This window comes from Serratia sp. AS12 (assembly GCF_000214195.1).
Classification (GTDB): Bacteria; Pseudomonadota; Gammaproteobacteria; order Enterobacterales; family Enterobacteriaceae; genus Serratia; species Serratia plymuthica.
The window spans coordinates 2,881,949-2,903,988 of record NC_015566.1 but is presented as its reverse complement, the minus strand read 5'-3'; the positions used below and the strand labels follow the sequence as shown (position 1 = coordinate 2,903,988).

At 57.2% G+C, this 22,040-nt stretch carries 24 protein-coding genes; 23 read left to right on the top strand and 1 reads right to left on the bottom strand.

The genetic code is table 11. The features are described from left to right. Positions 1 to 57: 57 nt before the first annotated feature. Positions 58 to 723: a S24 family peptidase gene (locus SERAS12_RS13520; protein WP_013813181.1), complete on the bottom strand. Its 666-nt coding sequence runs from the start codon at positions 721 to 723 to the stop codon at positions 58 to 60. Between the two features lie 129 nt (positions 724 to 852). Between SERAS12_RS13520 and SERAS12_RS13515 the strand changes: the two genes are divergently transcribed. From SERAS12_RS13515 to SERAS12_RS13405, 23 genes are all read left to right on the top strand, one after another. Next, entirely contained in the window at positions 853 to 1,062 is a 210-nt protein-coding gene (locus SERAS12_RS13515) for a helix-turn-helix transcriptional regulator (protein ID WP_013813180.1), read from the top strand. A 3-nt stretch (positions 1,063 to 1,065) separates the two neighbouring features. Then, entirely contained in the window at positions 1,066 to 3,243 is a 2,178-nt protein-coding gene (locus SERAS12_RS13510) for a VapE domain-containing protein (RefSeq protein WP_013813179.1), read from the top strand. A gap of 299 nt (positions 3,244 to 3,542) precedes the next feature. Continuing rightward, the gene (locus SERAS12_RS13505) at positions 3,543 to 3,953 is read left to right on the top strand and encodes an antiterminator Q family protein (protein WP_239440929.1); all 411 of its coding nucleotides are present in this window, start codon (positions 3,543 to 3,545) and stop codon (positions 3,951 to 3,953) included. A gap of 476 nt (positions 3,954 to 4,429) precedes the next feature. Beyond that, positions 4,430 to 4,774 (top strand): phage holin, lambda family, encoded by a 345-nt coding sequence (locus SERAS12_RS13500; protein WP_013813177.1) that lies wholly within the window; start codon positions 4,430 to 4,432, stop codon positions 4,772 to 4,774. A 5-nt stretch (positions 4,775 to 4,779) separates the two neighbouring features. After that, on the top strand, positions 4,780 to 5,391 hold the full coding sequence (locus tag SERAS12_RS13495; RefSeq protein ID WP_013813176.1) for a glycoside hydrolase family 19 protein: 612 nt from the start codon (positions 4,780 to 4,782) through the stop codon (positions 5,389 to 5,391). After that, on the top strand, positions 5,388 to 5,834 hold the full coding sequence (locus SERAS12_RS13490) for a lysis protein (protein ID WP_013813175.1): 447 nt from the start codon (positions 5,388 to 5,390) through the stop codon (positions 5,832 to 5,834). Before SERAS12_RS13495 ends, SERAS12_RS13490 begins: the two co-directional genes overlap by 4 nt. 7 nt (positions 5,835 to 5,841) lie before the next feature. Continuing rightward, entirely contained in the window at positions 5,842 to 6,129 is a 288-nt protein-coding gene (locus SERAS12_RS13485; protein WP_013813174.1) for a hypothetical protein, read from the top strand. Positions 6,130 to 6,159: 30 nt separating this feature from the next. Next, positions 6,160 to 6,420 carry a hypothetical protein gene (locus SERAS12_RS13480; protein WP_013813173.1) on the top strand — a complete coding sequence of 87 codons (261 nt, stop codon included), beginning with the start codon at positions 6,160 to 6,162 and terminating at the stop codon, positions 6,418 to 6,420. A 68-nt stretch (positions 6,421 to 6,488) separates the two neighbouring features. Further along, positions 6,489 to 6,713 carry a DUF2560 family protein gene (locus tag SERAS12_RS13475; RefSeq protein WP_013813172.1) on the top strand — a complete coding sequence of 75 codons (225 nt, stop codon included), beginning with the start codon at positions 6,489 to 6,491 and terminating at the stop codon, positions 6,711 to 6,713. 8 nt (positions 6,714 to 6,721) lie between these two features. Next, positions 6,722 to 7,255 (top strand): hypothetical protein, encoded by a 534-nt coding sequence (locus SERAS12_RS13470; protein ID WP_013813171.1) that lies wholly within the window; start codon positions 6,722 to 6,724, stop codon positions 7,253 to 7,255. A gap of 31 nt (positions 7,256 to 7,286) precedes the next feature. Further along, positions 7,287 to 7,847: a terminase small subunit gene (locus SERAS12_RS13465; RefSeq protein WP_013813170.1), complete on the top strand. Its 561-nt coding sequence runs from the start codon at positions 7,287 to 7,289 to the stop codon at positions 7,845 to 7,847. Next, positions 7,828 to 9,333, top strand: coding sequence for a terminase large subunit domain-containing protein (locus SERAS12_RS13460; protein WP_013813169.1), 1,506 nt, complete (start codon positions 7,828 to 7,830; stop codon positions 9,331 to 9,333). Before SERAS12_RS13465 ends, SERAS12_RS13460 begins: the two co-directional genes overlap by 20 nt. Before the next feature lie 3 nt (positions 9,334 to 9,336). Further along, complete coding sequence (locus SERAS12_RS13455; RefSeq protein ID WP_013813168.1) at positions 9,337 to 11,514, top strand: portal protein; 2,178 nt, start codon at positions 9,337 to 9,339, stop codon at positions 11,512 to 11,514. 14 nt (positions 11,515 to 11,528) lie between these two features. Further along, the gene (locus tag SERAS12_RS13450; RefSeq protein ID WP_013813167.1) at positions 11,529 to 12,440 is read left to right on the top strand and encodes a scaffold protein; all 912 of its coding nucleotides are present in this window, start codon (positions 11,529 to 11,531) and stop codon (positions 12,438 to 12,440) included. Then, positions 12,440 to 13,729 (top strand): P22 phage major capsid protein family protein, encoded by a 1,290-nt coding sequence (locus tag SERAS12_RS13445; protein ID WP_013813166.1) that lies wholly within the window; start codon positions 12,440 to 12,442, stop codon positions 13,727 to 13,729. Before SERAS12_RS13450 ends, SERAS12_RS13445 begins: the two co-directional genes overlap by 1 nt. 48 nt (positions 13,730 to 13,777) lie before the next feature. After that, complete coding sequence (locus SERAS12_RS26510) at positions 13,778 to 14,047, top strand: hypothetical protein (RefSeq protein WP_013813165.1); 270 nt, start codon at positions 13,778 to 13,780, stop codon at positions 14,045 to 14,047. A gap of 19 nt (positions 14,048 to 14,066) precedes the next feature. After that, complete coding sequence (locus SERAS12_RS13435) at positions 14,067 to 14,570, top strand: packaged DNA stabilization gp4 family protein (protein ID WP_013813164.1); 504 nt, start codon at positions 14,067 to 14,069, stop codon at positions 14,568 to 14,570. Further along, positions 14,542 to 15,969 (top strand): packaged DNA stabilization protein, encoded by a 1,428-nt coding sequence (locus SERAS12_RS13430; RefSeq protein WP_041416147.1) that lies wholly within the window; start codon positions 14,542 to 14,544, stop codon positions 15,967 to 15,969. Before SERAS12_RS13435 ends, SERAS12_RS13430 begins: the two co-directional genes overlap by 29 nt. Continuing rightward, positions 15,969 to 16,796: a hypothetical protein gene (locus tag SERAS12_RS13425; RefSeq protein ID WP_041416145.1), complete on the top strand. Its 828-nt coding sequence runs from the start codon at positions 15,969 to 15,971 to the stop codon at positions 16,794 to 16,796. The genes SERAS12_RS13430 and SERAS12_RS13425 overlap by 1 nt, the downstream gene beginning before the upstream one ends. Then, on the top strand, positions 16,796 to 17,257 hold the full coding sequence (locus SERAS12_RS13420) for a DUF2824 family protein (protein ID WP_013813161.1): 462 nt from the start codon (positions 16,796 to 16,798) through the stop codon (positions 17,255 to 17,257). Before SERAS12_RS13425 ends, SERAS12_RS13420 begins: the two co-directional genes overlap by 1 nt. Beyond that, on the top strand, positions 17,251 to 17,901 hold the full coding sequence (locus SERAS12_RS13415) for a hypothetical protein (RefSeq protein ID WP_013813160.1): 651 nt from the start codon (positions 17,251 to 17,253) through the stop codon (positions 17,899 to 17,901). Before SERAS12_RS13420 ends, SERAS12_RS13415 begins: the two co-directional genes overlap by 7 nt. A 9-nt stretch (positions 17,902 to 17,910) precedes the next feature. Next, positions 17,911 to 19,293 (top strand): phage DNA ejection protein, encoded by a 1,383-nt coding sequence (locus SERAS12_RS13410; protein WP_013813159.1) that lies wholly within the window; start codon positions 17,911 to 17,913, stop codon positions 19,291 to 19,293. Next, a complete protein-coding gene (locus tag SERAS12_RS13405; RefSeq protein ID WP_239440928.1) occupies positions 19,278 to 21,980 on the top strand; it encodes a lytic transglycosylase domain-containing protein in 2,703 nt (900 codons plus the stop codon). Before SERAS12_RS13410 ends, SERAS12_RS13405 begins: the two co-directional genes overlap by 16 nt. Positions 21,981 to 22,040 lie beyond the last annotated feature (60 nt).

Here is a 22,040-nt window from a genome sequence, read left to right as displayed (position 1 = left end):
TTTAAACATGCAAAAAATTACCGCCTCAAGCGGGCGGCATCGCTAGCCTTTTAAAATTCAATACGTTCCGTGTAATGAAGGCTTTGCTATCCCGGCAACGTACTGGATGCGTACGACGTCACTGATAGGGAATCTGAGGGGAGGGTGTTCTTCGTTGACGGACATAACCAGTACTGCGCCGTCGCGTTGGTAGAGGAAGGTTTTGATCATGACTTGTTCATCGCGGGTAACCAACAGCACTTCATCACCTGGCAAATAGCCGTGGTTAGGCTCAACAACGACGTACTCGCCATCTTTGATGCGAGGTTTCATTGAGTCGCCTTTGCAGCGCAGGGCGAAAGCCTCGGGATCTTGGGATGGCCAATTAACAAAACCGTCACCATTGTCCAGTCCGACCCAATGGCCCTCACTACCGAGCTGAGCACTTCCCATTACAGGCACCCGCGTAAAGGTCACTTCTTCTACATTGCCTGAAACATTGCCGTTACTGGTAGGCAGGTTGCGTAAATCTTTCTCCACCAAGTCTGACACGGTGATCTTGAAATAGTCGGCCACCCGCTTAAGTAGGGTGTATTTAGGGTCCTGGTTTTCGCCAGCCATAAGACGGTGGAATGTTGGCTGCGGAACGCGGATCAGCTTAGCCAGGTCTGCTACGGTGGCGACACTGTGCTTTTGCATCAGGTGATTGATGTTCGCAATGATCCGATCTGTTGTGTGGGGCATGCCTATACCTTTTCAGTTTTGAGAGTTAAGGCGCATTATTCTATAGTGAATATTCTACACTGGCATTGAATTCAAAACTGAATTAGGATTAAATCCATACCTGAATTCAAACGCAGTGAGGACATCACCATGCAATCCCTATCACCTAAAGAAATCGTGCAGTCCCTGATTGCTTCGGGGATGACGCAGATCGACATCCGCCGCGAGACAGGCATCAGCCAGGCTTCGATCAGCCGTATCCTGACAGGCAAACTGGCGGACCCTCGCGTTTCCGTTGCCCAGGCGCTCCGTGATTTACATGACAAAGTAAAAGCTCAGTCGCTCGCAGAAAAGGCGTAGCCCATGCCAAAACAACAAAATTGGGGCGCTGCGCCAGACGACTGGTTTCACTTTTCGTTTGTGCTGGGCCTGACCCCTGATCTGCTGCCGGTGGTATCGCGCCCTGATGCGCAGATCTCGCCGACCAGTAAGCTGAAGACCACCGGAAAAACGCCGAGCCATTACAACGGGCAGGGCATGGTCGCCGGCCTGAAAGACTGGACCGCGCGCATCAGCACCGACGACGACGTTAGCCGCTGGGCGAAACAGCCCGATTACGGCATCCTGCTGCAGACGCGCACCGTTCGCGCGCTGGATGTGGACGTGTCCGACCCGACTGTCGCTGAAGCTATCCTTAACGCGGTCACCACTATGATCGGTCCGCTGCCAAAGCGTATGCGCGACAACAGCCCGAAATTCCTGCTGGCGTTCCAGCTCGAAGGCCAGATGTCGAAACGCATCTTGCGCACCGAAGCCGGCAACATCGAGTTCCTGGCCACCGGGCAGCAGTTTGTGGCACTGGGCACGCACCCGAGCGGCTCCCGCTATGAGTGGGAAGGCGGGCTGCCGGATGATATCCCGGTGTTGAGCGCCGAGGATTTCGAGGCAGTGTGGGCCATGCTCGAAACCGTGTTCGGTGTCGGTGAGACCGTCATCGAGAAGGAAGGGCGGGCACGTGACCGCAGCGGGCGCGATGCTGGCGCCACCGACGAGACGGCTGACTACCTCGACGCCAACGACTGGACGCTGGAGTGGGGAACCGCTGGCGAGCGTTACATACGTTGCCCGTTCGAAGATGGCCACAGCAGCGTGAGCAACGACAACACCGCAACCGCGTATTTCCCTGCGGGCACCGGCGGTTTTGAGCAGGGGCATTTCCGCTGCCTGCACGCCAGCTGCGCGCACCGCAACGACGGCGACTACCTGAATGCGATCGGTATACGCGACAACGATTTCGACGTGGTGCCCGTCGCACCAACAGAGAAGCCACCGCTGCCGGCGTTCATCCGCAACGAAAAAACAGGGCAGATAAAGGCCACCATCGACAACGCCGCCAAGGCGGTGATGCGGCCAGACTTCTGCGGCCTGCAGATCCGCTTTGACCAGTTCCGCGACGAAATTATGTTTGCGCCCGAGAGCAGCGACCAGTGGCAGTCGTTCGCCGACGCCGACTATTCGCGCCTGCGTATCACTCTGGAGCGCCGCAGCTTCGAGGCGGTGGGCAAGGAGCTGATCCGCGATGTGGTGATGCTGGCCGCCGACGAGCAACCGTTCGACAGCGCCATGACCTGGCTCGAGTCGCTCAAATGGGACGGCGTGCCCCGCATCGATACCTTCTTCCAGCATTACTTCGGCGTTGAGCCTTCCGCCTACTGCCGCGCGGTGTCCCTCTACACCTGGACGGCGCTGGCCGGCAGGGTACTGTCGCCAGGCTGCAAGGCGGACATGGTGCCTATTCTCGTCGGGCCGCAGGGCTGCGGTAAATCCACCGGCGTGGCGGCGCTGTCGCCGGATCCGTCTTTCTTCACCGAGATATCGTTCGCGGAAAAAGACGACGACTTGGCCCGCAAGATGCGCGGGCGTCTCGTGGCCGAAATAGGGGAGCTGCGCGGTCTGCACTCCAAAGAGCTGGAATCCATCAAGGCATTTATCACCCGCACGCACGAGAACTGGATCCCCAAGTACCGCGAATTCGCCACACAGTTCCCGCGCCGCTTGGTGTTCATCGGTACCACCAACCAGGACGAGTTCCTCGCAGACGACACCGGTAACCGCCGGTGGCTGCCGCTGCGCGTCGGTAAAGTGGCGGTCGATCAGCTTAAAAAGGATGTCCTGCAGCTGTGGGCAGAGGCGCGGGAGACGTTTAAACGCCTTGGCGGCGTCCAATTCCACGATGCGGAGACACTGGCGGCAAGCGAACACGAGCAGCACACCATTAAGGATGCGTGGCTCGAAATCGTCGAAAACTGGCTCGATGCTCCCGACAGCCTGACCGACCAGGTTCCGCGAACACGCGATTTTTTACGTGCAGCTGACGTTTTGCGGGACGCCATCGGGCTGGATCCGCGAAGCATCGGAAAGCGCGAAGAAATGCGAATAAGTAATGTTTTGCAAAATTGCGGCTACAAACGTGCACAGAAAAGGATCGACGGCAAGAAATGCAAGGTATGGGAGCGTGCGGAACCACTAGGAACCACCTGAAATCGGAGGTGGTTCCACTAACTGCGTCAAGCTTGGCGCGGCTCGGAACCACTGGAACCACTGGAACCACCTTTCTACTAAAAACCCCATTTATATATATAAGGTCTTTCAGGGAAAAGGATCGAAAAGGGTGGTTCCAGGTGGGGGCGGGTGGTTCCGCCCATTAACTTGTAATTTTTCGCAAGTTACAACGAACAAATAGCAGTTCGCGGCGCGTTGCCACACCAACCGGCAAAGTGCGGCGGGCGAAATTGCAAAAAAGATTAAGTTTGATGAGGTCACGACGAATGCGCAGAAATATGCAACTTGTACTTGAACGGTGGGGCCGCTGGGCGGTCAGTGAAGAAAAATGCACGTCGGTGGACTGGCCGGCAATGTCCGTGACGCCAGCTCGCGTTCCTGTCGGTGGCGGCAAGACGTGCAGCGATGACGACGGGCTGATGATCGACGGCTGCATCGCCAGGCTGAAGAGTGTGCGCCAGGAGGAAGAGATCTTGATGCTCGGCCTGCGCTATATCGCGGGTTGCTCACAGAGGGACATAGCGGCTGCGGTGGGGATACCCCGGGCTGCCGTTGAGCGCCATTTGCAATCAGCAACCAATTTTGTCGAGGGCTGCTTGGCCGTGCTTGATATGCCGCTCGATATGGATCCGGAAGTGGCCGAGATAAAAATAGTTGTGGCTAGCCAGAAACCTATGCTATACCTGTAGCGTGCAAGAGTTGTATATGCACACCGGCCTCGTGAAACATGGCCCCGCTTCGGCGGGGCTTTGTCGTTTCTGGCGTCCAACCATGGAAAACTGCCAGAAATAGCCGCTTCAGCCATAAAATCGGCTATGCAAAATGCACCCTGTTTTATGCACGGTTTATGCAGTCCGTTTTCCGCCGTATCGCCCAGAAGATTGCACAAAATATGCAGCTCGTTCCGATCGCGGTGCGAGTGGTGTTGCGGCGGTGCGCGAAACGGTCATTATGTTAAAAAGTCCTCAAAATCGACAATTTTCAATGCGAAGCGCCACCCGAACAATCATCGTTCCCCAAACACCGTAGGGGGTGTCGTCGGTACCTTGGTGGGTGGCGCCCCGCATTGAAAATACCCATTCACAGCCCTGGCTAAACGCCGGGGCTTTTTCGTTTCTGGAACCCGCCGAGCTGGCCGCGCGCCGGCAGGGGGAGGGGCATGAAAATGAACAACCCTCACAGCTGGCCCGACTGGATCGAGCTGCTGCAATCCTGGTGGCGCGGAGAAACGCCTATCGGGGGTGTGCTTATGTCGATCACGATTACCATTCTGCGTGTTGCCTACACAGGGGGCGGCTGGCGCCAGATGCTGCTCGAAGGCGCGCTATGCGGCGCGCTGACCCTGACCGCAGCGTCATGCATGGGACTCATTGGCTTACCGCCGGCAGCGACTATCGCATTGGGTGGCGCCATTGGCTTCATCGGCGTTGAGAAGGTGCGCGGTGTTCTAATTCGCGTTCTGAACCAGCGCTTCGGTGTCAGCGACGACAACAGTAAACCGCAGGCGTAATAACCATGACACAAGACCAATTCCAACGGGCGGCTGGTATCAGCGCCGAGCTGGCCGCGCGCTGGTTCAAGCCAATCACTGCCGCTATGGCGGAGTTCGGCGTTACAACACCGGTGCAGCAGGCGATGTTCATCGCACAAACAGGCCACGAGTCGGTTGGCTTCAAACGACTGGCGGAGTCCTTCGACTACACGCCGGCGGCGCTGCTCGCAACCTTCGGCAGCCGCATAAGCCGTGACCAGGCCTCAATGCTCGGTCGCACCGCTGACCACCCGGCGCGGCAGGAGGCGATCGCCAACCTGGTCTATCAAGGGCGCTACGGCAACAAGCTGCCTGGCGATGGCTGGAAGTTCCGCGGCCACGGCCTGATCCAGATCACCTTCCTCGACAACCACAAAGCATGCGGTAAAGCGCTGGGCCTCGACCTGGTAGCCAACCCCGAACTGCTGATGGTAGACGTTAACGCCGCGCGCTCTGCGGGCTGGTACTGGCAAAGCCGCAGCATTGCACTTGTCGGTAGCGACGTGCGAGAAGCCACCAAGCGAATCAACCCGGCGATGCACGGACTGGACCAGCGCCGTGAACGCTTCGAACGCGCCAGAGCAGCGTTGCTATGACATGGCCGCTACCGCATTGGCAAGTTGCTGTTGTGGCGCTGGTGCTCGGCCTGTTGGCGTATTTCGCCATCAGCAATCAGGCGCTGCGCCACGAGCGGGACAAACTGCAAACGGCCAACAGCCAGTTGTCTGACCAACTCGACTGGCAGAACAGCACACAGCGTGCAGTGGCCGCCATCGACGAGCACCGCACCAAGGAACTGAACGATGCCAAAAATCAGATTGATGATCTGCAGCGCCTTGTTGCCGCTGGCACTCGCAAGTTGCAGCTCTCAGCCACATGCCCAACCTCCAGCGCCGCCGGCGTGGTTGATGCAACCGGCCCCCGACTTACTGACGCCGCTGAGCGGGATTATTTCCGTCTCCGAGAGCGAATCGAAACCGCCCGCAGCCAGATAGCCGGTTTGCAGGATTACATCCGCAACGTGTGCCTGGCTAAGTGAGGGCGCTATGGAAAACGTCACCAAGCTGAACCTGATTAAGCAGGGTGAGACCGACCCGGCTGTCGAGCATGACAAAGAGAAGATCCGCCGCATTCTGCTCGACGTTCTGGAGAAGGTCGACACTGAAAACCTGCGGACGCTGGTGTTGGTCGCCATCACCGACGACGGTTCAGTCGTGCAGGGGCGGCATGTGCTCGGCAATTACCATTCGCTGCTCGGCGGTTTAAGCCGATCAGCCTACATCGTTAACCAACTGCTGGACGGCGTTAACAACGCAAGCGAGCAGGAATATTAACCACCAACAGAAGACCCAGGAGAAGAGACCATGTTCACTTTGAAAATTATTACCGCCAACGGTAACGAAGTTATCCACGCGGCCCATGACCCGATCTTTCACCAGGCTAGCAACACGATCACCTTTCAGGGGTACGACAACCTCAGCAACTCGGTAACGCTGGGTGAAGGGCAAACGAGCGCGGGCGGCGATATCGCATACCTGATGGGTGACAGCGGTTCTACTCTGGCAACGTGGCGCTATCGCACACCGGTAAAGTGCGGCAGTTCGCTGCAACCGATGGACTGCTAAGCGCATTACAGAAGCTCTTCACTGAGGGGCTTCGATAATGACAACCCGCCAATCACGAGGACTCACCAATGGCAGAACTTACCGACCAGCAAAAGCTGCGCCTCAGCATCCTGTCGCTGGTGCAGAACGACACCGCTGCGGCGCAGGAGGCGATCGAATACATCGCCGATGAATCCTTAAAGCTGGAGCTGTTCACCCGCCAGTATGCGCTGGCACAGGCTGAGCAAACTCCGTTGACCCGTACGATTAAGGCGATCCAGGGCGTGAAAGACGCGTTGCCGCTTTTCCAGTGAGGTGATGCATGAGCAACAAATGGCCGATTTTTACAGGTAATAACACCCAGGTTAACGCTGTGAAAATCAGCGCTATCCGTCAGCAGGACAACGGCTACGGCGCTATCACGCCAGAGGGCGGCTACCCAGTGGTAACTGTGACCGACAGCTTTATGCGCGACTGGAAACCTGTTGTCGGCGGCTATTTGGTGCAGGACGCAACCGGCCAACTGGTATTCATGTCTGCAGCCACCTTCGAAGCGCAGTTCACTCCTGGTGGCGGTGGCGATGTCACCTCAGCGGATATCACCGACGCGACAACCGTAGGGAAACAGGTGCTGACCGCAGCCAACCAAGCGGCAGCGCGCACTGCTATCGGCGCCGGCACGTCGAGCCTGGCGCTGGGCACTACCGCCAGCACCGCTTTGGCTGGCAACGGTACGGCGGCCGCAGCTACCAAGCTGGCGACGGCACGCACGATCACCTTGACTGGCGCGGTCACCGGATCCGCGACTTTCGACGGCACGGGCAATATCTCCATCGCAACTACCGCGGGCGCGTAATTTTTCGCACCGAGCGAGACAGGAATAAATCATGGCAGGAAAACTCAAGGACAAAAAAGAGCTTTTTTGCCGCGAATACATCATCGATCTGAAGGCAGCACCGGCGGCTGAGCGGGCAGGGTATAGCGCTCGTTCAGCCTGCAATATCGGCCCGCGCCTGCTGAAAGAACCAGAGGTTCTCGCACGCATCGACGAGCTGAAGCGCGAACGACTCGCGCAGCTCGGCGTTGATGCCAATTACGTGCTGCTGCGTCTGGTTGAGATCGACCAGATGGACGCGGCGGACATCTTCAACACCGACATGAGCATCAAGCCAATCATTGACTGGCCACCAGTCTGGCGCCGCTATCTGAGCGGTTTCGACCTGGCCGAAATGTTCGAGGGCCGCGGCGAAGACCGCGAAATGGTCGGCTTGCTGAAAAAAATCAAATGGCCTGACAAGGTGCGAAACCTTGAGCTGATCGGTAAACACATCAGCGTGCAGGCTTTCAAAGACAAGATCGAGACTGAGGACGTCACCCCGCCTGCTAATCGCGAGGTGCGGCAGTCGCGCATTAAGGAGTTGCTCAACCGTGGTAAACGCAGCGATTGACCTTGACGACCTGACCGACGACGAGCAGGCCGAACTGCTCGCATTGTTGGAAGAGGAAGACGAATTTCGCCGCACGCACCTGCTCTATGAATACAGCCCGTATACCAAGCAGCGCGAGTTTCTGGACGCTGGCGGCGATTACACCGAGCGCTGTTTCATGGCCGGTAACCAGTTGGGCAAATCCTACACCGGCGGTGCCGAGGTTACTTTCCACCTCACTGGGCGCTATCCGGGCGGTGCAGGCTATCCCGATGACGGCGCCTACGATGGCGACTGGCAAGGCCGCCGGTTCAACGAGCCGGTAGTGTTTTGGGTCGGTGGCGAAACTAACGAAACTGTCACCAAAACCACACAGCGTATTCTCTGCGGGCGTATCGAAGAGAACGACGAGCCAGGCTATGGCCTGATCCCGAAAGAAGACATCATCAGCTGGAAGAAATCGCCGTTCTACCCGAATCTGGTCGATCACCTACTGGTGCGCCACCACGCACCGAACGGTGTCGAAGACGGTATGTCCATCTGTTACTTCAAACCGTACTCCCAAGGGCGCCAGCGCTGGCAGGGCGACACGGTGCACGGCGTTTGGTTCGACGAAGAACCGCCATATGCGATCTATTCGGAAGGTTTGACCCGTACCAACAAATATGGCCAGTTCTCACTGCTGACATTTACCCCGTTGATGGGGATGTCAGCAGTTGTCACCAAGTTTGTGAAAAACCCGAGCAAAGCGCAAAAGGTCATCACCATGACCATTCATGACGCCGAGCACTATTCGGATGAAGAGCGCGAAAGGATCATCGCGTCTTACCCAGAGCACGAGCGCGATGCCCGTTCGAAAGGCATCCCAACAATGGGCAGCGGTCGCATCTTCCAGATCCCTGAAGAAGTCATTAAATGCCAACCGTTCGAATGTCCTGATCACTTCTACGTTATCAACGGGCAGGACTTTGGCTGGAACCATCCACAGGCACATGTGCAGCTGTGGTGGGATAAGGACGAGGATGTGTTTTATCTGGCACGGGTCTGGAAGAAGAGTGAAAAGACTGCGATCGAAGCATGGAGCGCAGTTAAACCCTGGGCGAACAACATCCCTGTGGCATGGCCACACGACGGCCTGCAGCACGAGAAGGGCGGCGGTGAACAACTGAAAGTTCAATACAGTGATGCCGGCTTCAGAATGCTGAAGGATCACGCCACTTGGCCAGATGGCGGTAACGCGGTCGAGCCTGGGCTGGTTGAACTGCGCGATCTGATGCTTGAGGGCAAATTCCGCGTGTTCAATACCTGCGAACCGTTTTTCGACGAGTTCCGGCTCTATCACCGCGACGATAACGGCAAAATAGTGAAGCTGAACGATGACGTTATGTCGGCCGTTCGCTATGCCTACATGATGCGCCGCTTCTCGCGGATGATGCGCGACATCAGGAAGCCCAAAGAGAAAAAAATCCCAGCGCCAATACGGCCTATCCCACGTCCCACGAGGTAGATGATGGCTGACAACGACAAGCAGCAGGACAGGCTGCAGACCATCCTGACGATCTTTGATCGGGATTGGATGTCTAGCGACGAAGCCAGAACCGAAGCGACTAACGACCTATATTTTTCTCGGGTGTCGCAGTGGGATGACTGGCTCAACCAATACACAACGCTGCAGTACCGGGGGCAGTTCGATGTTGTTCGCCCGGTGGTGCGCAAGCTGGTCGCAGAAATGCGCCAGAACCCGATCGATGTGCTGTACCGCCCGAAAGACAATGCCGACCCTGACGCGGCCGATACGCTGATGGGCATGTATCGCACTGACATGCGCCACAACACGGCAAAAATCGCCGTCAACGTGGCAGTGCGCGAGCAGATCGAGGCGGGCGTCGGTGCCTGGCGTCTGGTCACCGATTATGAAGACCAGGACCCAACCAGCAACAACCAGATTATCCGCCGGCTGCCGATCCATGAGGCATCATCGCATGTTGTCTGGGACAGCAACGCCAAACAGATGGATAAATCAGACGCCAAGCACGTGACTGTAATCAATGCCATGAGCTTGGGCGGCTGGGAGGCATACGCCGAGGAGCAAGGTTTCGACCCTGACGATATTCCCGACTTTCAGAATCCAGACATGACCTGGCTATTCCCCTGGCTGACGAAGGATGTCGTCTACGTCGGTGAGTATTACGAAGTTGAAGAGAAGAAAGAGACTGTATTCATCTATCAGGACCCCCTGACTGGCGAACCGGTGAGCTACTTCAAACGTGATATCGCCGACGTGATCGACGAGTTAGCGGAGCGCGGCATGCAGAAAATTGCAGAGCGTAAGGTTAAGCGTCGCCGTGTCTATAAGTCGATCATCACCTCGTCGTGCATTCTGAAAAATCGTGAACTGATCGCCGGTGAGCACCTGCCAATCATCCCGGTTTACGGGGAGTGGGGTTTCGCTGGCGACAAAGAGGTCTACGAGGGCGTAGTCCGTCTGACCAAAGACGGTCAGCGCCTGCGGAACATGATCATGTCGTTCAATGCCGATATCGTCGCCCGGACGCCAAAGAAAAAGCCTTTCTTCTGGCCTGAGCAGATTTCAGGTTACGAATACATGTACAGCGGGCAGGACGACTTTCCGTATTACCTGCTGAACCGCACGGACGAGAACGGCAACGACATCCCCCCTCAACCGCTGGGGTACATGGACAACCCAGAGGTGCCGCAGGCCAACGCCTACATGCTCGAGGCTGCGACCAATGCAGTGAAAGAGGTCGCCACTCTCGGTGTGGACAGCGAGGCCGCCGGCAGCAATGTGGCATTCGACACCGTCAACCAGTTGAACATGCGCGCCGATCTGGAAACCTATGTGTTTCAGGACAACCTGGCCACTGCCATGCGCCGCGACGGTGAGGTTTACGCCTCTATGGTAAACGACATTTACGACGTGCCTCGAAGCGTCCTTGTGACGCTACCGGATGGTAGCGATAAGGATGTGCAGCTGATGACGCAGGTTGTCGATTACCAGACCGGGGAGGTGGTCACGCTGAACGATATCCGCGGCCGATATGAAACCTATACCGACGTAGGGCCATCTTTCCAGAGCATGAAAAACCAGAACCGTGCGGAGATCCAGGAGTTGCTCGGCAAAGTGCCGCAGGGCACCCCGGAATTCCAGATGCTGCTCCTGCAGTATTTCACCCTGCTGGATGGCAAGGGTGTGGAAATCATGCGCGAGTATGCCAACAAGCAGCTGGTTCTGATGGGCCTTAAGCAGCCTGAATCCGAAGAAGAGCAACAGGCGTTGATGCAGGCGCAACAGCAGCAAGGGCAGCCAAGCGCAGAGGATAAACTGGCGCAGGGGGCATTGCTGACTGGGCAGGCTGATCTGATGAAGGCGCAGAATGACCAGGCCAAGATTCAGGTTGAGGCGTTCAAAGCCCAAACGGACTACCAGGTGGCCGCTGCAAAAGTTGTGCAGCTTCTCGCTTCGGCGGATAGCACCAAGAAACAAGATGTTCTCGCTGCGCTTAAATTGCTCGGCGATTTCCAGAATAAGCAGGGCGATAGCGCCCGAGCTGACGCTGAGCTTGTCCTCAAAGGGCAAGGCCAGACCCATTCCCGCCGCATGGATTTAACCAGTCTCATGCAGCAAGCAAATCAACCCTCCGGCGGAGCAGCCGAGATTCCTCAATAGCGAGAGATTAAATCATGACCGACACCACCGAAATTCAGGCAACTGAAGAACAAACCCTGTCCGTCACCCAGCAGGCGGCACCTGCGAGTGATCAGCTGGTCGATAATGCCAACGCCAGCGAAGGCCAGGACAACGGCTTCGATATTGTCCTGAACGACGATGAGGAAAAACCAAAGCAGGACCCGGCTACCAACGCCAAATTTGCGGCTAAACGCCTCGAGCGCAAACGCCAGCGGGAGCTTGAACAGCAAGCCGAAGCGGTCCAGCGTGGCGAACTGCCGGACACCCTGCGAGTGGCTCCTGAGCTGCCAGCACAGCCGGATATCAACGCATATCTGTCTGATGATGGCCTTGCCAAGTACGACTACGACCAAACCCGCGCGCTCGCCGCTTTCAACGCCGCTAATACCGAGTGGCTGATGAAAGCGCAGGATGCCCGCAGCAACGCCGTGGCCGCCCAGGGCAAGAAAACCCAGGAGTTCACTCAGCAGTCAGCCGTTTATGTGGATGCTGCACGTAAACACTACGATGCCGCCGAAAAACTCAACCTGTCGGACTATCAGGCGAAAGAAGACGCCTTCCGCGCGATGCTCGCCCCAGGCATCGATACGGAGATCATGGCGCTGTTCCCCGAGAAATCCGCAGCGATTTTCTACCACCTGGGCGCAAACCCAGAGAAGGCGCGCAACATCCTGAGCCTGCCGCAAACGCAGGCCATCATCGAGCTGACTCGACTGTCAGACCGTTTAACTCTCAAACCACGCGGTAAGCAAATCTCCGGCGCGCCGGCGGTGGATGAGCCTGTGCAAGGCCAGGCTGCTGCAGCTAACCGTGACTCGCTCCAGAAACAGATGGAAGCTGCCGCCAACAAAGGCGACACCGCGACTTACCGCATGCTCAAACAAAAGCTTAAGGAACTCAAATAATGGCTCTTAACGAAGGTCAAATGATCACCTACGCGGTGGACGAAATTGTCGAAACCGTGGAAAACCTGACGCCAATGGCTCAGAAAACTAACAAATATTCCCCTGCGGCACCATCGATGCAGCGTTCTGGCAATACCTTCTGGCTGCCGGTTGAGCAGGAAGCACCGACCCAAAGCGGCTGGGATCTGACCGACAAAGCTACTGGCGTGTTGGAATTGTCCGTGAAGTGCAACATGGGCGACCCGGACAACGACTTCTTCCAGCTGCGTGCTGACGATCTGCGCGATGAGCGCTCTTATCGCCGCCGCATCCAGGCGTCCGCTAAAAAACTGGCGAACAACGTCGAAAAGGCGATTGCGCAGCAGGCGGTTGATATGGGTTCGCTGGTTGTCACAAACCCGCAGCCAATTGGCACCGCAACTGGCAGTGGCTGGGACTTCGTCGCAGATGCAGAAGAGATCATGTTTGCCCGCGAGCTGAACCGTGACGCAGGTTTGTCCTACTTCTTCAACCCAGGCGATTACAAGCGCGCAGGCCACGACTTGATCAATCGCGACATCTTCGGCCGCATCCCTGAAGAGGCCTATAAAAACGGCAGCATTCAGCGGCAGGTGGCCGGTTTTGATGACGTACTGCGTTCTCCTAAACTGCCAACTCTGGCGGCATCTACTGCCACCGGGCTGACCGTAGCCGGTGCGCAGAAGTTCAAGCCAGAAGCGTGGCGCCTTGATGCCGACGGCAACAAGGAAAACGTCGATAACCGCGTGGCTACCGTCACTTTGAGTGCGGGCACAGGCTTGAAGCGTGGCGATAAGATCAGCTTCGCTGGCGTGAAGTATCTGTCGCAGATGGCTAAAAACGTGCTGACTCACGACGCCACGTTCACCGTTGTTGCGGTGAACGGTGCCAATGTGACGATCGCACCTAAGCCGGTTGCGCTGGATGACACCGCTCTGACCGCTGAAGAGCGTGCGTATGCGAACGTCAACACCTCCTTGGCTAACACCATGGCGGTGAACATCCTGAACGTGAAAACCGCAGAAACGAACGTGTTCTGGGCTGATGACTCCATCCGTTTGGTATCGCAGCCGATCCCGGCTAACCACGAACTGTTCGCGGGTATGAAAACCCAGTCGTTCGCCATTCCTGGCGTCGGCCTGAACGGTATCTTCGCGACGCAGGGCGATATCTCTACCCTGACTGGTAAATGCCGTATTGCGCTGTGGTATGCCGCGTGCGCAGTACGTCCGGAAGCGATCGGCGTCGGCCTGGCTAACCAGACCACTTAACCAACTGAAAAGGGGCTTCGGCCCCTTTTTCATTGTTGAGGATTAACCATGTCCCAGATGATTTACAAACACGGTGGCGACACGCTGGTGTGGGGGCTTAAAGCCCACGTGAAAGTGGTCGAAGCCGAGGAGTTGGAAGTGCACCTCGCCGATGGCTGGCTTGACCACCCATCACAGCTTTTTGATGCTGCTGAGCCTGAGCCTGAGCCTGAGCCTGAGCCTGAGCCTGAGCCTGAGCCTGAGCCTGAGCCTGAGCCGGCGAAGAAGCAACGCAAAGGCAAATCCTCGGCTTCAGATAGCGCCGAAGAGTTCGTTTAACCACGGGTAGGCGGTGACCATGAATCTCACGACCAAAGGCGATCTGGTGCTCGCCGCGCTGCGCAAAATTGGCATCGCCTCCAACGCCACTCTGACCGATGTCGAACCGCAATCTGTAGAGGACGGTGTGAACGACCTCGAAATGATGATGGCGGAATGGCGAGAGGACCCGGTGGTCGGCATCGACATTGGGTATCAGTTTGCCGCTGAAGGCGAACCGGCGATGGAGGGCGACGACCACGGGTTGAAAACGGCACATCTCAGCGCGGTGTACCACAATCTGGCGCTGCGTATTGCGCCAGATTACCAGATTGAGCCATTGCAGAAGGTGGTGACCACCGCGCGCTACGGCAAGGAACTGCTGGTCAAGGCCTCAGCACTGAAGCGGGCGAAAAAAGTATATCGCGATGCGGGCTACCCGAACCGGATGCCAATCGGGTCTGGTAACCGAATTCCGACCTACAACGGCCACCACTATTTCCATCGTAAGGGTGATGACGATGCCGACTCTTCCACTGGCTAAAGGCCTCGGTAAAGACTACCGCAATGCGGATTATGTCGACCTCCTGCCTGTTAATATGCTGGCCACGCCGAAAGAAGTGCTTAACGCCGCCGGCTATCTGCGTTCTTTTCCTGGGCTGGCCAAAAAGGCAGATGTAGCCGGAACATCTCGCGGAGCCGAGTTCAACACCGTGCAGAACCTGGTTTACCGCGTTGCTGGCGGTAAGTTGTACAAGGGGGTTGAAGAGCGGGGAGACGTCTCTGGTTTATTGCGGGTCAGCATGGCCCATAGTGCTACCAGCCAGGCAGTTGCTGCCAATGGCGTGCTGACGATGTACCGCTACGACGGCACCGTTAAAACGCTGCAGAACTGGCCTGAAACGGTCGGAGACGTTACATATGCTCAATACGACATTGGCAATGTTCGCGACGCCTGCCGGGCGAGAGGGCGCTATGTATGGGTGAAAGATGGTACTCAAACATTCGGGGTTACCGATCTCGAAGATGAATCGCATCCCGACCGGTTCCGTCCTTTCTATAGCGCGGAGAGCCAGCCCGACGGCATTCTCGGCTGCGGTATCTGGCGCGATTTCGTGGTGATGTTCGGCAGCAGCACTATAGAGTATTTCTCCCTCACTGGTGCGACGGATAGCGCCTCCGCGATTTACGTCTCTCAGCCGTCGCTAATGGTGCAGAAGGGGATTGCTGGCACCTACTGTAAAACCGAATTTGCGGATGCCTTCGCGTTCATTAGCCATCAAGCTACTGGCGCGCCGTCTATTTATCTCATTAACAGCGGGCAGGCCACGACGATCGCCACGTCAACGGTGGAGAAGGTGCTGCGCGGATATACCGCGGATGAGTTGGCTACTGGTGTGTTGGAAACCGTGAGGTTCGACGGCCACGAGTTGCTCCTCGTCCATCTACCGAGGCACGTGCTGTGTTACGACGCGGCAGCCGGCCAGAACGGGCCACAGTGGTGCATCCTCAAAACAGGGCTGTTTGACGATGTGCACCGGGCGATTGATTACATGTTCGAAGGTAACCAGATCACCGCCGGCGACAAAGTGGAACCCGTTGTTGGTGCTCTGCAGTTCGATTCCTCGGCGCAGTACGACAAGCAAACCGAGCACCTGCTGTTTACCCCTATGTTCAAAGCCAACAACGCGCGCGTGTTCGATTTCGAACTGGAGGCGGCAACAGGCGTCTCGCAGTATGCGGAACGCTTATTTATCTCTGCGACAGCGGACGGCTCAAATTATGGCCACGAACAGATGATTGACGCCAATGCGCCATTTGCGTACGACAAGCGTGTGCTGTGGCGCCGTCTCGGCCGGGTGCGCAAAAACATCGGCTTTAAGGTGCGGGTGATCACCCGCTCGCCGGTTACGCTGAGCGATTGCTCGGTGAGGATTGAATGATGGCTGATGACAACTTAAATGTGCCTGTCGTCGTGCAGGCCACGCGCATTGATGCAACGCTCCTACCTAAAATCTTCTCGCAGCCTTACTTTCTCTACGTCGTCCAGCAAGGCACCGATTTAGGCAACGTAGCCGGCAAGGCAAACGAGGCGGGGCAAGGGGCCTGGGATGCTCAGGTAAAAAATGACGAGCAGGATTTGGTCCTGGCTAATCACGAAACGCGGATCACCGCAGCAGAAGCAACGCTCGTTAACCACGAGCAGCGAATTACTGCGGCTGAAGCGACGTTGATTAACCATGAAACGCGGATCGCCGTAGCAGAGGCCGAGCTCGTTAACCACGAACTGCGCATAACAGCCAACGAAACGGAGCTTGCCAATCATGAAACCCGCATCACGCAAAACACCACGGATATTGCTGCGTTAGATGGCAGGCTGGATACCGCAGAAGTCGACATCGACACCCTGCAAGTCAACTCGATATCGAAAGCCGTTTCTACCAGCCAATCCGTTCAGTCTACCGGTGGATCTTTCCTCGTCGGCAATGTTCCGGTGCCTACAGCTGACAAGCTGCAGGTCGGCGGCAACGTTAACGTCAGCGTTTCGTACAAAGTTGCAGGGCTGCAGGTGATCGGTGCTCGCCAGACTGGCTGGACGGCGGCGGCAGGTACCGCGAACAAATCGGCATTCAACGCTGATCTGGCGTTCACAGTCGGCGTCACTTATTCACAAGCTGAAATCCAGGCTTTAGCCACGGCACTGATAGCGGCGCGGCAGCGTATCAAAGCGCTGGAAGACATGGGGCGCACGCACGGGATGATTGACTGATGGAAATTAAATTAATCGACAACCCGGTGCGGTTACAGGCTTTTCTCGATGACCGAGCGACCACCGGTAAAATCGTTGATACGGGCGATCACTACTTCATCAAGCCGGACGCCGTTTATCTCGGGATTTATGAAGGAGTGTTACTCGCCGGAGTCCACGAGGTGCGCAATTTCTGGCATAGCGTCGTTGAATGTCACGCTATCTACGACCCGGGTTTTCGCGGTCAGTATGCGCTAGAGGGCCACCGGCTTTTCTGTCGCTGGTTGCTGGCTAACTCTCCATTCACCAACAGCATCACGATGGTGCCCGACACCACGAAATACGGACGAGTAATCATTCGGCTGCTGGGCGCGACCAGAGTCGGCCATCTTGATGACGCCTATATCAGTAACGGCCAGCCAATTGGCGTAACGCTGTATCAGCTAAAACGCTCGCAGTATGAGGACATGCAAAAATGCTAATTTTCCAGCTCATGAACAAAGTGCGCAATAGCGCAGTGCTCTGCAAAGGCGGCGATAACGGCGCCGGCGCACAGGCGGACGCTACTCGCCAGGCTACTGACTTGCAACGCGAGATGTGGCAAACCAACATGCAGAATCTCGCGCCGTTTACTCCGCTGGCACAGCAGTATGTTGGCCAGTTGCAAAACCTTTCGTCGCTCGGTGGCCAGCAGTCTGCGCTCAACGATTATTACAACTCAGGGCAATATCAAGACCTATCAAATCAGGCTCGCTATCAGCAACTGGCATCTGCGGAAGCCACAGGCGGACTGGGGTCCACTGCAACCAGTAACGGTCTGGCGACGATCGCCCCGATGCTGGGGCAGAACTGGCTCACGGGGCAGATGAACAACTATCAGAACCTTGCCAATATTGGCCTGGGTGCGTTACAGGGGCAGGCAAACGCAGGCCAATCCTACGCGAACAATACCGGGCAGCTGCTTCAGCAGCAGGCATCATTATCGGCGGCGAATGCTAATCAGCCCTCTAAGTTCGGCGGCGCACTCCAGGGCGCTGCAGCTGGTGCGGCGGCGGGTACGGCTATCATGCCGGGATGGGGAACCGCGATCGGTGCCGGTGTTGGCGCACTTGGTTCACTCTTTTAAGGGGGCGTTATGGCGACGTGGCAGCAAGGTAACGCCGGCAGCCTGTTGGCTGGCATCGGCACCAATAACGCGAATGCTCCGCAGGCCAGCGATGCAAACACTGCGCTGAGCTTCATACGCGACAATAACGACCGTACGCGCGCGGGCGAGAACAACCTCGGTATGCAATTGGCAGGCGCTGCAGGGTCTATCGCCAACAGTTGGCAAAAAGGTGAGCAGGTCCAGCGGCAGAAGACATTCCAGCAGGAATACGCAAACGCGTTTGATTCGGGGGATCGTGGTGCGATGCGCGGTCTGGTAGCAAAATACCCGGAGCAGTTCGAAGCTGTACGCAACGGCATGGGCTTCATCGACGAAGACCAGCGCAATACAGTCGGCAGCCTGGCTGCGTCGGCACGACTAGCAGCGCAAAGCCCTGAGGCAATGGGACAGTGGCTGCAATCCAACGCCGGTGACTTGACACGTGTTGGTGTTAACCCCTCCGACGTAGCGCAGATGTACCAGCAAAACCCCGCCGGATTTAGCCAGTTCGTTGACCATCTGGGGATCGCTTCGCTCGGCCCGGATAAATATTTCGACCTTCAGGCGAACAATGCCAAGCTGCAGCAGACCGGCCAGATCGCGCAGGCAAATCTCGGCCTTGGGCAACAGCGTTTGCAGCAACAGGCACAGTATCAGCAGGGCCAGTTGGCGCAGGGGCAACAGCAACTCAATCTTACCGCCCAAAAGAATCAGGCAGATAACGCCAATAAACAACTGGAACTGAGCATGAAAGCGGGCGAGAACAGCGCTAAGTCGCAGGCCACGCAGCAGGCGGCAGTGCAGAAAATGCAGGACTACGTCGGGGCTCATCAAAGTAACGTTAGTAACGTGTCCAACATGCTGGAAACGGTGAATCAAGTTAAAGGTACCGCCCCCGCCCCCGCGGAAGGGCAGCCCGACCCAAACATAAAACCGGAAGATTTTGATCGTGTGTTTGGTTTTGGTGGCAAAGCTAATTCACTAATCCCCGGCTCACCGTCCGCGGATGCGTGGGCGAAAATCGATCAGATGCAGGGGCAGGCGCGCCTTATGGGCGTTATCGGCATGAAAGGCACCGGACCGGTATCGGATTCAGAGGGGCAGGCTGCCGCGCGTGCATTCTTAGCGATTAACCAGAACATGTCGCCGAAAGCTGCACGTGCTGCCGTGGATAACTGGCAGAAGGTTCTGCAGCGCCAAGCTGACTATTTGCAAAAACAGCAGCCGACTGTCGAAACATATCAGCAGAAGATCAATGCGTTTAATGCTGGACAGGGCGGCATGGCCGCACCGCGAACGGGGCAAAATCAGGACGGTTATACGTTCCTTGGTGGCGACCCGAGCAACCCTAACAGATGGAGAAAGAACTAATGGCAGGCCCGTGGGAGAAATATCAAAGTACGCCAGCGGACACACCACCTTCCGAGGGGCCGTGGACCAAATACCAGCAGCCGCAAGCCGAACAATCGCCACCACAACAGGGTGGCGATATTGTTTCTGCCGCCGAGCAACGTTTCGGGCTGCCCGCGGGGTTGCTCGGCGCGCTGATCAATAAAGAGAGTAGCGGCAACTCGGGTGCTATCAGCCCGAAAGGTGCCATCGGCCTGGCGCAGGTGATGCCTGCTACGGCGCGCGGCATGGGCTACGACCCGGAAGAGTTGAAGCGCAACCCGGCGCTGCAGGTCGAGGCTGGTGCTCGTTACTTGAAACAGATGCTCGATGCGCACGGTAACGTGCCGGATGCATTGGCCGCGTATAACATGGGGCCTGGTAATCTTCAAAAGCTCAAAGACGGGAGAATGAAGAATATCCCGACAGAAACCGCCAATTACGTCACAGACCCCCATTTCGCGCAGTGGACGCAGCCGGCTGCTCAGCCAGGAGGTGAAGGGGAACTGGCGCAGCTTGCCCAACAGGCCGCGCAGCCGTGGGCGCAGGCCGTGCCTGAGCCAACTTTAGCTGAGAACCTCGGGCAAGCGGGTCGCGGTCTGGCGCAAAGCGCGGCTAACGTCGCCAACATCCCCGGCCAGGTGGTAAATACCGCCCTTGGCGCAGCCGGCGTGCCAGCAGAAGATCAGGTCATGCAATTACGCTTGCCTGAGAGCATGCGGCCAACTGACCCCTACGCGCAACTGGGGGCTGAGATCGGTCCTTACCTGATTCCTGGCCTCGGCGCTGAACGTACGGCGGCAGCCCTGGCCTCTACGGCTGGCGCTGGTCGCGCAGAACGTATCGCAACGCAGGGCGCCAACATGTTGGCGGAAAACCTCCCCGGCGCGATTGCGCAGTCCACGCAGAATAATGACCTATCGGGTAACCTTGCCACAGGCCTAGCCGGCAGCGTGATCGGTCGCGGACTGCTGGCTGCCGGTGGGCGCGCTGCTGGCGCTATTCGTGGCGCCGCACAACGTGAAGGGCAGGCAACCGCAGCAGTGGCTGAACAGGTTGCACCAGTATCGCCAACTGCACCAGGGGCACAAGCTGCCGCCGCAGTACCACCCGAACAAGGAGTGCAGGACGTGGCTGCGCGTGTTGGCGCTGCTGCTGACCGAGAAACTGCACCGCGTATGGCGGACGCCGCCCGTGATGTTGCACCGCGACAGGATGTTATCGATGCTGCCAAACAATTGGGGCTGAGCGAAGACGATTTGCTGCTGTCGCACGTATCCGGCAATCAGGCCTATCGTGATTTTGAACAAGCGTTGAAATCCGTCCCGGGGTCGCAGTTGGCGGCACAGGAGAATCAGGCGCTAACCAAGATCGCTAAACAGGCCACTGATCTGACGGACGCCGCTGGCGCACTACCGGACAAAGCTGCGATGAATGACAAGTTTTTGTCTTCGTTCCAGCGCGGTATTGCCACTGTGCAGAATAAATCGGATCAGCTTTATAGCCAAATCGCCGCAGCCATCCCCAAAGGCCAGACAGTTGAGGCGAACAGTATCATTCGCTATCTGGATGGCAAAGCGGACGAACTGGGCGGCGCGGAGCATCTATCAACGATGGAGAAGCGGGTTTATAACTCTGTTGCTCCTGTTGGCACTGAAGCTACTGCGCCAACGTATGCGCGGCTGGACAACATCCGCAAGCAGATCGGGCAGGCTATCGGTAAAAACTCGGGGCCGTTCCGCGATGAAGAGACTGGGGCGCTGAAACAGCTCTATGCGAATCTGACAGCTGACCAGGAGCAGGCGGTTGTCGCTGCTGGTATGGGCGATAAATGGCAGGCTGCCAAGAAGCTGATCGGAGTGCGAACAACGATGGAGGATGCGTTAACCGGCCTGCTGGGCAAAGACCTGCGCGGCGACATCGGCACAAAAGCCAGTCTGGCTATCCGCAACCTGGCCAAAGGTGATGCGAAAGGGTTTCGTGCGCTGCAGCAAGATATCCCCTCACCACGGATCCGGCGCGAAGTTGTGGCCACGTCGCTGCGCGATGCGTTCAGTCAGGGCAGTCGCAAAGAGAATGAGTTCCACCTGCCGGGGTTTGTGGACTGGTATCAGGGGCTGAAGTCATCCGGCATGTTGCCGATGGTTGAGCGAGAACTGGGTGACAGGACGGCCAACAACCTACGGAATCTGTTTACCGTGTCGCAGGCAGTACGCCACGCTCGCGAGAGCAGCATCCAAACCGGTAGGTTGAACGCGTTTATCAAGCAGTTCGATGCGGAAGGCGGGGTGCTAGACAAAGTGTATCGCCATGGTAAGGGCGCGTTGGCAACGACGGTTCTGGGGCACATCCCGGTTGTTGGGCCAACGCTAAGCTATGGCGCGGTGGCTGGTATGGCGGCCAAAGAAGCCGCCCGTCCGGCGCGCAGTGTTGCGGCAGATCGGCTGTTGGCATCGCCTGAGTTCAGGTCGGTTGTGAAGCAGGCAAAAGGCGCCAGGTTGTCGGAGAAGGGGCAGCAGGTAATCAATCGGAAAATGGAAACGCGGATCGCCAATTCCCCCGCGTGGAAATCGTTCTACCGAACTCTGACGCGTGACGAAAAACAGGCGATCGCACGAGTGGGGATTATTGGCTGGCTTTCAGGAGAGGCTGGCGGCAGGGAGTATTGACCAATGGCCAAGGATGGCGGAAACGGCTAACCAGATATATCATCTATGCCATAAATCAAA